Origin of the sequence: Vibrio quintilis, assembly GCF_024529975.1 — a bacterium.
Classification (GTDB): Bacteria; Pseudomonadota; Gammaproteobacteria; order Enterobacterales; family Vibrionaceae; genus Vibrio; species Vibrio quintilis.
This window is the reverse complement of sequence record NZ_AP024897.1, coordinates 1,899,083-1,911,082: the sequence shown is the minus strand read 5'-3', so window position 1 is coordinate 1,911,082 and position 12,000 is coordinate 1,899,083. Positions and strand designations below refer to the sequence as shown.

Sequence of the window (12,000 nt, the reverse complement as noted above, 5' to 3'; positions counted from 1 at the left end):
CGCAAATAAAAAGAGTCCGGAACAGGGAATCAGGCCGGATTTAATCGTAGACGAGTTGATCCCCTTCATATCTGGCAACAACGGGACAAAGCATGTACACCGCCGGCTCGCCGATTTCAACATGCCGGTCCGGGAATAACACCGCTTCCCCGTCATTTTTGGCCATCAGAGGCTTATCACCATCGTGTCCGAACACTTCACCATGTTTAAACGCGGTAAAGTTTTCAACATCTTCAGGGAACAGAAAGTCAAAATCTTCTTTCATCCGTACGATCGTCCGGCTCACACGATAAATTGTCGCTTTTCTCGATAAATGTTCACTCTTTTCCCTGCTGATTAAATCCCTGAGTGCCATATCAAATACAGCAAATGAATTTAAATCACTTTCCCCAATCCGCGAGGCTTTGCCCAGCTCAAATGTTGCTGAACGCGCTGAATAACTATCAGCGGTATACCAGCTGAAAGAACCTGAAGGCGCATTCGCCAAAACAATCGCATTAATATGGGCAAGCTCAATAAAATCGATTAGCGCTTTAGACCGGACCGGATGGCGGACTTTCGGACTAATCACAAAAGTAGAATGGCGGGAAGCGTAAAGTGTACTGTGTAAATCAAGATGCCACCGGGATTCAACCGGCGTCTCTTCCCAGAATGACTTAATCAGCACCTTAAGATTATCGGCAATCACCAGTTCCGTCGATGGTTCCCGCGGTTTATCGTCAAATAAACGTTCCAGATTTTCGTCGATATACTGTTTGTTTTGTTTAATTGCATCTAAATTAGCAATCACAAACAGGCAATGCTCTTCAATTTTCTGAAAACCACTTTCAACATCCGTCACAATACGGTTGACCATTTCTACCGGACCGGCATCTTTACCATGCACCCCACAGGAAACAAGCACATGCTTTGTGTTTTCGTCCATGTGTGGCGGGATGATTTCTAAAACACCCGGAAAGTGTAACTTCAGGCAAAGCCCTTCTTCTGTTACATACTCGGTTGATAAGGGAGCACTATCACTATATAAGCTATCAATAAGAAATGATTGCCGAAAAAGTGAATTGACCATGCATAACTCCTTAACCTGATCCTGATTGAATTCCTGTCCAGAAGAACTCAATCCTTATAAATGTTTGATAATAAAACAAGCCGAAATTTTATCATTAAGTTGTAAAAAATCATTCCATTGTTTACTCACAATGTGAACCATATAGTTTTATCATTTTATTCTGCACTCTTTTGTTGACTCGATCCAAAAAATTCCGGTCAGACTCATAGCTTCCTGATAAAAAAGCTAAAAACGGACCCATTCCAATTTCAGGTTAGTCTTGCCTGCTGTCAATAAATTCCATTGCAGATATGAAACTATGATTATTTTTTCACACCCACTGCGCTCAGTCACAATTATTATTTTTTCTCAGGGATATCAATTGATTTCAAACGAGATAAAGTGATATACAAATTATTGCGCACCCCCCTGCTAGACATGTCTGCATAATACTATTAAATAAAATAAAGTGGAGACCCCATGAAAAATAAAAAAATATTCGGCGGTATACTCGCATTAACGTCAGTGCTTACCTCTTGTGCTGTTTGGTCAGCGACCGTAAACGTCAACCTGAATCAAACTTATCAGGAAATTGATGGCTTCGGTGGCATGAACGCACCAGGATGGATAGCAGACCTGACCTCAGGTCAGGCTAAAACAGCTTTTGGTACAGGTAATGGCCAGCTCGGCTTATCCATCATGCGAATGAGAATTGATCCGGACTCTAACCAATGGAGTAAACAGGTTCCTATCGCAAAATATGCTGCATCTAAAAACGTCAAACTGCTTGCAACACCCTGGACACCACCTGCCTATATGAAAGACAATAACAGTCTGAAAAATGGAGGAAAACTCAAGCCATATCACTACTATGGTTATACCAAGCATCTGAATAAATTCGTCAGTTATATGAAATCTAAGAGTGCGAAAATCTACGCGCTTTCTCTGCAGAATGAACCTGACTGGCAACCTGATTATGAGTCTTGTGAGTGGAGTGGTTCAGACTTCACTAAGTTCCTGAAAGAACAAGGTAAAAACCTTGACAGTTCAGTCAAGATTCTTGCACCGGAATCACTAAACTTTAATCACAAGTTATCTGACCCGTTCCTGAAGGACTCACAGGCAGTAAAATATGTTGATATTGTTGGCGGACACCTGTATGGCAAAGAACCTTCAGACTATGCTCTGGCTCGCCAGAAAGGGAAAAAATTATGGATGACAGAGCATTACACGACCAATGATGACGCAAACAAATGGTCGAAAGCTCTGGGTGTCGGGACTGAGCTGCACAAAAGCATGGTTTCAAACTACAGCGCCTATATCTGGTGGTATATCAGACGGAGCTACGGCCTGCTGACCGAAGACGGTAAAGTCAGTAAACGTGGTTATATCATGTCTCAATATTCCAAATTCATCCGTCCGGGCTACAAACGTATCAGTGCGACTGAAAAACCAGCGTCTGGTGTTTATGTCACTGCCTATAAAAACAACAGTGGTAAAGTTGTCATCGTGGCAGTAAATACTTCATCATCACAACAGAAACTGGATTTCAAACTCAGCCATGATTCAGTCAAATCACTGGTGAAATACAGCACATCAGAGAAAGTGAATGCCGGCTATGGCGGTACTTATAAAATGAGCAGCCATAAAACAACGGCATATGTTGATCCGAAAAGTGTCACCACTTTCGTTTCTGAATAATCTCCGCTCTCAGCGAATCAGCCATCATTATATGAAATGATGGCTGATTATCCTGAATAAAAACAAGGTCACTTCCCGGGCAAATAAATAGTTTTGTCCGGGGATAATGCGTATTGCTCATTCGATAAGCGTCATTAACGACATCAGTTGCACTTCATCGATAATAAATTCAAAATAAACAGAATAATTCAGCTAATCTGTTGTCTAACAACCAGATAATTAAACAACAGAAAGATTCAGGTATTCAAAAAAAATATGTTCAAAGCTCTATTTATTGTTGTAATCACCCTATGGGTTAATATTCTGAGTTTCAATACATACGCTGCTAATAAAACAAACTACGGCTCAGCATTAGTAAATAAAATCACAAGTATTTATGACGCAGATACATTTAAAGCGAATATCAAAGGCTGGCCCGATATTATCGGCCAGAAAGTCTCCATCCGGGTCAATGGCGTCGATGCCCCGGAAATCAGGGGAAAATGCCAGAAAGAAAAAAATGCCGCACGCATTGCCAAGTTGTTCACCATCAAAGCACTCCGGACAGCAAAAACAGTTGAGTTACGCAATATGAGGCGTGGAAAGTATTTTCGCATATTAGCCGATGTGTATGTTGATAACAGAAACCTGTCCGATTTACTGATCAACTCCGGTCTTGCCAGACCTTACGATGGCGGGAAACGAGGCGGCTGGTGCACATTCTGAGACAGAATAAAAATCACAAACACGATGCACAAAGCAGAAAGGCGCTGATTGCGCCTTTTTCTTATCATAAGAAACAGACCTGTTTATTTACACGCAAAACAATTCCGTCAACACACCACCCCAAATATATTCTGCCATGTTTTCACCACCAGAATTTACCGGAGTAAAACCAAGCTTTTTCAGCACAGAGGCGCTCCGGCTGTTCCAGTTATTTACCCCGGCCCACACTTTCCCCGATAACCGGTATCACGAATATGGCACAACAAAGATTCACACATCCGGGTTGCCAGACCTTGCCCCCTCCCCCGGAACGTGTCAACCTGTTTTGCACCACCCGAAAAATAATTAAATTGCATTTCTCGTGACACTGGATAAGGTTGGGAAGTTCACACCTTTTTCTATCACTTCACTATCAGCATCTTCCGGTACCGGATTAATACTCACTTCTTTGGCTGGCATCGCGACTTTGGGGCACCTTTAGCAAAACGCTCTGGGTGTGCTCTGTATAGTGTCACGCCCAACACGCCCCGGCTGACGTTGCCGGTTAAAGGAATCTCAACCCTGGCTTGCACCTTTTTGACTTTTACACCGGGCTCTCATGCAAGGAGGAAGCAGTTATCAGCTGCTTTATGGTCATCGCTAACGGGTAAAACGGCGAGGTGCCAAACGCTTAAAAGGGTCACCGCCGTAAGCACGTTGAATAATGGCCGTAGCCTGTGAGTGCTCGACGACACTCAATGAAGTACACGTTTTTGCTTTTGGGCGGTGGTAGATTTATTTCTGAATCTGTTGATGAATGTCTAACTGTTGTTGAGTACGACGGGTCACACCTTCGTTTTCGCTGCTTCCGTAGAAAAATGAAAATATTCCGGCCATCGCAGTTCCAAGCAGGAACCCCAACTCCGTGTCAGCAAATCGGGTTGATGCCGGTGGAATGTCCAGAAATGTGATCGCAGCAATGTAACCGAATGAGAACACTGACCAGACAATGGCAAAGAGATAAATGAACCGCTTGCTGAATTTATCCTGATTTGCCAACGCAGCAATCTGCATTGCCCTGGCATTCGCCCGCTCTTCATTCTCCAGTCGCTTCAGCTCTGTGATGTGATCGTTTAACTGGCGTTTGAACTTCAGTAGTAATTCCGGGTTATTTTTCAGCGAATTCAGGGCTGAGACCGGAGAATCACCGCCTGTCAAAGATTGCGCCATATCAACAACCTTGCTTGCTACTTCTTCGCCCTTCTCACCACCGAGCCAGTGACCAATCGTTTCATCAAGCCCGGTCAGCTTCACGAGGTTAAGCGCAGCAGAAATAATACCTATCATTTTAAGCTCCAATAAAAAACGGCCCGAAGGCCGTTAACAGTTACAGTGACAAAATTTCACGAGGGAACTTATCAATAAAATCCGTCATATGACCTGCACCATGTGCAGTGTTGTAATGCGTCTTCCAGTACCGCGCAAAGCCTTCCACATCCCCCGCTTTCGGGAGCGGTTCTGATTTGCGGTAATAATGCGCCCGGCACATCGCCACGGCGTAGCACATATTGCCGATTAACTCAGTGGCTTTTACCGGTACATCTGCATCATCGGTGACAGAAAACGGCGCAACGGATTCCATAATCCGATCAGATAAATTTGAATATTTCAGGAAGTTTGACCAGATATCGTTGTGAGTGGCTGGTTCCATCTGCGCAATGCCCAGTGCCGGGCCATCACCCAGTTGCTTCAGGTACTCACCGTGGCTTTCAGTAAAAATGGTACCGACGATCAATTGTTCCGCAGCCTTAGAATAAAGCCCCAGGCGTTCCAGTTCTGGCCTTACGACCAGCTCAGTCAGTTGTGTTGCGTTCATTGTGTTGTTGCTCCTGCTTCTTTGATTTACGCTGGTCAAAAAAGGCATAAATTTCAAAAACCAGACGACAGGCGATAAGAAACAAGCCAACCGATGAAAGCAGGCGTTCAGCCTGCCCTGAGTTGTGAACCAGCTCTGCTGCTTCATGCGCTTTGGCAATCGCCTTTTCGTTATAAAGGCTGATTCCACCACTACCACCATAAGTAATGATGCACCCTTTCCACTCTTCAATTCGTGATAGCGTCATTTCAAATCCCAAGCATAAAAAAAGCACCGCCTTTCACAGAGAAAGTGGTGCTTTCAGAAAATCATAAATGTCAGATAAAACAAAACCCCGCCGAATTGGGCGAGGTTATGCATCGTGGTATTCTTGCTCCATTTAGTGGTGAATGTCAACACTCAGGGGCTAGGTGTTGTGTCATACCCTGCTAAGAAACCCCTCACCAACAAAAATTCAGAAACAAAAAACCAGTTTCTTCATAGCGAAGTAACTTAGCATTATCATCCAGATACAGATCCAACCGACAAGCCTTTTGCAAGTCGGGTTGTCCTTCCTCAGCTATCATATCCAGAGAATCAATAACTGAGCTTTGGTTTTTATAAGACCAACTGACTGACCCCAGAACATCCGGTGAGAAAAAAGTCGACAACCACGGTCTTTTAATCAGCATCATAGTCACCCCATGCGATACATCTTTAACATCTGATGTATCATCATACTGATATAGCCAAACATGAATTGGTTTATCCGGATTCTCGTAATGAATATACATACGCTTGGGATAAAAGAAGGCAACTACAAAACCGATTAATATAAATACAATGAAGATTCTGATAATATTTCCCAGGTTAGTTTTCATTTTTTAATTCGTCTTTGTTTGGATGAAAACATAAGTGAATATCGCGGGCAGCATTGGTGAATTGAGCTTTTTCTAATGTATCCATCAAAACCGATGGAGTTAAGCCAGCTAATGAATCCCCATACTGCTGATAAAGTTTAAAACCAACCTGAACTGAAACCACATCATCCGGGGCATCACCTGATGTCGTCATATTATCAAGAAACTGTGCTCCGCCAGCACCTTGTAACAAAAGCTTTTGACTAAATCCACAAGCCAGCCCGACGTAACCATAATGTACATTAGACCAAATATCATAAAAATAATCATGCCTTTTATATTTATGCCAATAGCTTTTAGAGTCTGTCGGTGGTTTATCGTTAGGCTTTTTCTTTTGCTGATATTCACGTATTTTATCCAATGACCATAATTTCCGATGCACTGCAACAGCTTTTAAATGCGGATTATCACGAATCAATGGCTTATGATCCCAATCGCGCCCTTTGAACACTTTTTCCGTCCATAAAGCCATAGCAGTTAACAGGTCCGGAGTTGGTGGTTTTATCAAAAACTGTTTCCACCAGGGAAATTCCTGCCACTCCTTAAGCCTTTCCTGATGATAATCCAGCAGGTAACGAATAGTTTTACAGGTCTCACTCTGAATATTAGTTTTCATTTCCCCAAGAATATAATCAGCAACTAACAAAGCACCATCTTTATGCTGCCAAGGCATTTTTATAGTCACCGGGTCATGGATTTGTGTCGGTGTCGAAGTAATCTCTTTCTTCAGCACCCAGCCTGATGTGTCTGACATTATATTTCCCTGATAAATATTTGAATTTTTTTCGGCTGAACACCAGTGTCTACAGTTGGTAATTTACCTCTGTGATCTGTTTTGCCCTCCGCAATAATTTCCCCATCGATAACAATACGGTATTCCACATCTTTAACCGCTTGTCCGGATTCATCTTTAATAACAAATAAGCGATTGTGTTGTTTTTCTATCACCTGAGGTTCTGATGCTTCATCACCAATATTAACCGTTCCACCACCTATAGTAACCCCACCACAATCCACTGAACCGCCAGTAAGAGCCGCAGGGTTATTATTAATAAAAACAGTAGACGAACCGGATGATATTTTCCGGCCATGTGGAGGATGCTTTGGTTTTGCATGAGCAGCCAGAGGGTCATCAACTCTTGCAGCCGGGATACCATCAAAATTAACATCAGGAGAACCGGCTGTTACCGGAGTTGGGGGGAAACCATCATGATCGGTGCCAATATCACCAACTTTAACCGCATTGCCCATTCGTATAACCCATTCATTATTTTTATTTTTTATACTCCTACACAATGTAATTTAAAATATATATATACATATATCGGTATAATGACCCAATATATATTGATCACTATTTATGTAAAATGTAAATAACAACCTAAGTCAACTTGTTCGACGGCCAGATAAAATACTGTGCTAACTTCTGCGTTTCTTGAGGGTTAATAAAATCAACAATCTCATAATCATCACCATTGCGTTTATAGATAACCCTGACTCTATTCGACACTTTTCCCTCATAAAGCTGATGATTCACAGCCAGCCTTTGACCATGGAGTGCTCCAGCATTACCCATTTCCATATATTCGATTGCCTGACGGGCTTTCATCTGCTCTTTACGAGACAGACGATCGAATGAAATTTTTGTTCTTTGAGTGATTAATACGTGTAACTTCATCTTTATCTCCAAACCTGCAACTAAGCAGCCTCTTCCTTCTCAATCCTTTCCATCAGCGCCAGCATCGCTGCATTCCGTTGCCCCGCCAGCCACTTAGCAACCTGCTCCAGAACCGGGTGATAACGACGCTTGAAAACATCGTATGAACACGCAAACCCGCCGGAACACATCACAGCAAAGCGGGATTCTGTATTCCAGATGATCCGCCCGTCCTGACAATGAATACAATTGCGGGTTTGTCGCCGGGGAGTTTTGTACAGCCCGGAACCATTGCAGGTCGGGCAAACTCTGCCGGATGGAGTGATAGATTCTTCAATCGCAACATGAACCATGGCGTCAAATGCTGCCGGGCTGCGCTGGCCGCGTTGGTTGGCCGCGATTTTGTTTAACTGTTCAGTGACGGCCACTTCCAGCGAATGCCGGGAATACGGGCAGCTGTGGATTTCAACAAACAAAATCAGGAAGCCAACCGGTGACTGTTTCCATTCGATACCAACCATTGCAAGCTGTTCTTCAAGGGTGAAAAGCCCCTTCCCGCCGCCGGTTTGGGTTTGTTCGTAGTTGATGCCTTTTAAATCAAACTTAGCCAATAACGTTTCTGGTTTCATATCCTTCTCCCCATTGCCGCCACGCGTTCGAATATCGAACCAGCTTTAAACGCCTCCGGAGCCGGACGCCTTAATTCTTCTACTGGTACAGCGGATTGCTTGTTCTCAATCCGGTTCATATTTCGAACCGGCAGGGTTCCGGCTTTGGCCTGTTTTGCGTATTTCTGCAACGCGCTGCGGTGTTTGGCTCTGGCCTCACGTTCGCTGAGGTAATTCCGGCATGAGTAACCCACTTCCCGAATGGGTTGAGCATGAAGGTGGATTTAAGGCGGGGTAACCCGCTTTTTTATTAAAATGCTATTAACGGCACGGTAACTCGTAATTGGACAAAGAATGCTTTCTTCGCTGGAGATATCAAGCGAGCCAATACAGAAACACGTTATTTTAATTCTAAAATTTCTTTTGGGGCTTCATCTCGAACACCTAAGCGATATGTTTTTATCAGCTTCTTGTCTTCATATGTTATGCAGCCAAATAAGCAAGCTTCTGCGATTCTACAGTATTCTTTCCTGATGCTTTCGTAATTATGGATAGTCCAATGGATAATCACTTTTCGTAGTGAGTAGTATTCCTTCCCAAAACCATCTCTAGTGGGTATTTTTACACCAAAGATATTCAAGCAGAATCCCAGAATTCTAGCTGATTTGAAATTGGGCAGTTTTTCCATACCCTTGACTTCGTCGAAAATCAATCGATAGTATTTCTTGAGAATGTAATAGCTAACCTTGCTATTTCTGTAACCAATAAACTCACGCCAACACGAGTTATGCTGGATTGACCAACATGTATCCACATCAACATTAACGCTTGCAGCAGAAAATGTTAGCTCAAACATTAACTCAGCCAGTAGATCATATAAATCTATTAATTGATATCTTTCCCCTTCCTTTTTCCGCAGTTTGTGGGGTGTAAAATCAGCAACTGACGGATGATTTTCTAAAAGTTTAATTGCAGAATTGACAAATTTTACAGCCACTCTGAAGTTTTTATAGCACTCGAGATCATGGTAATTAGTCGGATAACTGTTGATTTCATACAGGTAACTAGCGTTGTATTTTATTTCTGCGAAGGCGTTATTTATTGCGCAAGAGCCTTTCCACCACCACCCTTCGTTTAGATAAGACTGGATTGCTGTTAGAGCTGAATCACAATACACTTGAAATTGCGCATGCTTTAGGTTGAAAAGTGATAAATCCGCATCTAGAGGGGAAGCAAACTTTCGGTTCAAGGCTTCGAGTTTAACTATGTCTCCATACATGGCAATACTTAAAGGTTTAATATACCCAATAAGCCCAGAGCTAAACCCATCACCTTCATGGTGCAAGAGTGAGTTGGAGTTGAGTATTGCAGCCGCTGCAGTGTTCTTAGTAAATTGACGAATTGGTAGTGTCTGAATATTTTCTTTTGTCAGGTTTTCGTATAATTCGATTATTAAGTTAGGATGATATTCTGCAACTACCTCGCAAAATCTTTTATTTCCTAGCAGTAGTATGATGTCGTGAGCATAATTTCTGCATTCGCCCTCATCATCAGATGCGTAAGCGACTATGTATCTAATCGAAGGCGTGATTTCTGAAGCAACTTCTTTAAGAATGTCTACATTACCGTCTAATATTCTCTCATACAATTGAAGCATGAATTCTTTGTAGTTTTTCTTCCCAAATACAGGTGGTGATATAAAACCATAGTAAGCCCATAAACTAATAATTATGAGGAAAAGTAAAGCAAAGATTGCTTGCCACACACTTTGGCTCAAATTGAAATCAGGAGTAAGCCAACCTAAATTGACCCATAACTCTGAAATAAGAACTGCGATACCGATCATAGGTATCGTATAGAACGAGGCTTTGTAGAGTGGTACTGGGGCTATTGATATACGAAATTTATAGCGTTCTCCCGTAATCGTGTAAACCACAAAAAGTAAAGCTAGTGCAGATATAAATGACGAAAAACCGAATAAAGAGTCTGAAGAACTCCCTGCGTGAACAAAGCACATCCCGAATAACTCTTGAGCACACATAACACTTCACCCGATTAATTTAAATATTACTATAAAAGTTAAATCTTATTTGAGAAAACACTTGTTCTAACACGGAACGGGGCAAAAATGATTTAGAACAACTTGCCGCAGAATCCATTTTATTCCTATCGGTACTTATCCTATTCAAACTCCAACTCTTTCTGCACCTGCAGGAACAAAGCCTCCGCAAACGTATCATATGCATCTTTCTGCTCTTTCAACCAATCATGCTTATTATAGACCGCCATCACACCAACAAGCTCATGGCCTAACATTTTCTCAGTCACATGTGGCATCGTACCCAGTTCTGAGCAAATAGTTGAAATACTGCGCCTGAAATCGTGCGTGCGCCAGTGAGTTAACGTCAGTGAATGTCGCAGGCGTCTGATATACCGGTTGGCCGCTGAAATGGTAATTGGATTCTTCAGTGAAGCACCAGGGAATAACACATCATCATAGATATTCATTAATCGCTCCAACATGGGTCTGATACGGTCAGGGATCGGGCGGCGAATCGTATTTCCCATTTTTGTTAATTCAGGCGGCACTGTCCAGATACCATTGACCATATCAAAGTGTTCTTTTCTGGCCAGCCGTAGTTCTGACAGCCGGTTGCCCCACAACATCGTCATCAGGTGCAAATTTTTGGTTGATGTACCGGCCTTACTTCTTTCAATTGCAATCCAGATTTTTGCTAATTCAGGCAACGTCAGAACACGATCCCCTGCTCTGGACGGTTCCCCGACATCCTGCTGCCGGATTTTTTCAAAATGGGTTCCATCGATCAAAAACTTTGACTTACAAAAGTTCAGGCACGCGCGCATTTTTGCGAACGCTGAATTCGCCGTTTTGGGATTCTTTGTAGCGATCTCATCAAACCATCTCATCCAGTCTTTGGCCGGAATTTTCTCAACATCCATATCAGGAAAGGCATTATAGAAATAATTATTAGCCACTGAATGGTAAAGCTCCTGTGTTCCCTTTTTTTGAGTCGATACCTTATGCTCAAACCAGTAATCCAGACAATCTTTCAGTGATACAAATTCCGTTTCACCGGTAACAGCAATTTCCGGGTTTCGTCCTTCCTCCTTCAGCTCCAGCATTTGTTTATGAATTTGTCTTGCTTTTTTTAGTGTGATTGCAGGATACTTGCCGATACGAAAGCGTTTATTCTTGCCATTGAAGCGGCAACGGTATTGAAAAGTGATATTTGCCTTGGGTGATATTTTGGCAATCAGTCCTTCTCCATCGTTCAGCTCTGATGGCCCACTATATTCGTTGAGTTTGTTGATAGCACTGAGTTGTTTGTCTGTAATGCTCATAGTTAACCCTTTAAAAAAGGACGCAGCGTCTTTAAAATTTGGACACATATTTAGACGCAAGTACAAATGTAAAACGTGTTAAAACACAAAAATTCAGACGAAAAGATATCATAATAACAATTGCTAATCGACCGCCAGACAAGGCCTCATGCGAATATCTATGG

13 protein-coding genes and 1 pseudogene are annotated in these 12,000 nt (G+C 42.5%); 2 read left to right on the top strand and 12 right to left on the bottom strand.

Annotation, left to right across the window (positions count from 1 at the left end):
- Positions 1-40: 40 nt before the first annotated feature.
- A complete protein-coding gene (locus OC443_RS09045; protein WP_073581847.1) occupies positions 41-1,069 on the bottom strand; it encodes a succinylglutamate desuccinylase in 1,029 nt (342 codons plus the stop codon).
- Positions 1,070-1,528: 459 nt separating this feature from the next.
- Between OC443_RS09045 and OC443_RS09040 the strand changes: the two genes are divergently transcribed.
- Positions 1,529-2,749, top strand: a complete 1,221-nt coding sequence (locus OC443_RS09040; protein WP_083601576.1) for a glycoside hydrolase family 30 protein — start codon at positions 1,529-1,531, stop codon at positions 2,747-2,749.
- A 255-nt stretch (positions 2,750-3,004) separates the two neighbouring features.
- A complete protein-coding gene (locus OC443_RS09035; RefSeq protein ID WP_073581845.1) occupies positions 3,005-3,454 on the top strand; it encodes a thermonuclease family protein in 450 nt (149 codons plus the stop codon).
- A 774-nt stretch (positions 3,455-4,228) separates the two neighbouring features.
- On the opposite strand, the gene OC443_RS09030 is transcribed toward OC443_RS09035, so the two are convergent.
- From OC443_RS09030 to OC443_RS08980, 11 genes and pseudogenes are all read right to left on the bottom strand, one after another.
- The gene (locus OC443_RS09030) at positions 4,229-4,780 is read right to left on the bottom strand and encodes a hypothetical protein (protein WP_073581841.1); all 552 of its coding nucleotides are present in this window, start codon (positions 4,778-4,780) and stop codon (positions 4,229-4,231) included.
- A 40-nt stretch (positions 4,781-4,820) separates the two neighbouring features.
- Entirely contained in the window at positions 4,821-5,309 is a 489-nt protein-coding gene (locus OC443_RS09025) for a hypothetical protein (protein ID WP_073581839.1), read from the bottom strand.
- Positions 5,287-5,556 carry a hypothetical protein gene (locus OC443_RS09020; protein WP_073581837.1) on the bottom strand — a complete coding sequence of 90 codons (270 nt, stop codon included), beginning with the start codon at positions 5,554-5,556 and terminating at the stop codon, positions 5,287-5,289. Before OC443_RS09020 ends, OC443_RS09025 begins: the two co-directional genes overlap by 23 nt.
- A 193-nt stretch (positions 5,557-5,749) precedes the next feature.
- Complete coding sequence (locus OC443_RS09015) at positions 5,750-6,169, bottom strand: hypothetical protein (protein ID WP_073581835.1); 420 nt, start codon at positions 6,167-6,169, stop codon at positions 5,750-5,752.
- Entirely contained in the window at positions 6,159-6,962 is an 804-nt protein-coding gene (locus OC443_RS09010; RefSeq protein WP_073581833.1) for a polymorphic toxin type 44 domain-containing protein, read from the bottom strand. Before OC443_RS09010 ends, OC443_RS09015 begins: the two co-directional genes overlap by 11 nt.
- Before the next feature lie 215 nt (positions 6,963-7,177).
- Positions 7,178-7,459: pseudogene (locus OC443_RS09005) on the bottom strand (type VI secretion system PAAR protein); the annotation flags it as partial.
- Between the two features lie 130 nt (positions 7,460-7,589).
- Complete coding sequence (locus OC443_RS09000; RefSeq protein WP_073581830.1) at positions 7,590-7,886, bottom strand: hypothetical protein; 297 nt, start codon at positions 7,884-7,886, stop codon at positions 7,590-7,592.
- A 20-nt stretch (positions 7,887-7,906) separates the two neighbouring features.
- Positions 7,907-8,494: a hypothetical protein gene (locus tag OC443_RS08995; RefSeq protein WP_073581828.1), complete on the bottom strand. Its 588-nt coding sequence runs from the start codon at positions 8,492-8,494 to the stop codon at positions 7,907-7,909.
- Positions 8,491-8,727: a hypothetical protein gene (locus OC443_RS08990; protein ID WP_143169283.1), complete on the bottom strand. Its 237-nt coding sequence runs from the start codon at positions 8,725-8,727 to the stop codon at positions 8,491-8,493. The genes OC443_RS08995 and OC443_RS08990 overlap by 4 nt, the downstream gene beginning before the upstream one ends.
- 146 nt (positions 8,728-8,873) lie before the next feature.
- Entirely contained in the window at positions 8,874-10,514 is a 1,641-nt protein-coding gene (locus tag OC443_RS08985; RefSeq protein ID WP_143169282.1) for a hypothetical protein, read from the bottom strand.
- A 140-nt stretch (positions 10,515-10,654) separates the two neighbouring features.
- Positions 10,655-11,836 carry a tyrosine-type recombinase/integrase gene (locus OC443_RS08980; protein ID WP_073581824.1) on the bottom strand — a complete coding sequence of 394 codons (1,182 nt, stop codon included), beginning with the start codon at positions 11,834-11,836 and terminating at the stop codon, positions 10,655-10,657.
- Positions 11,837-12,000 lie beyond the last annotated feature (164 nt).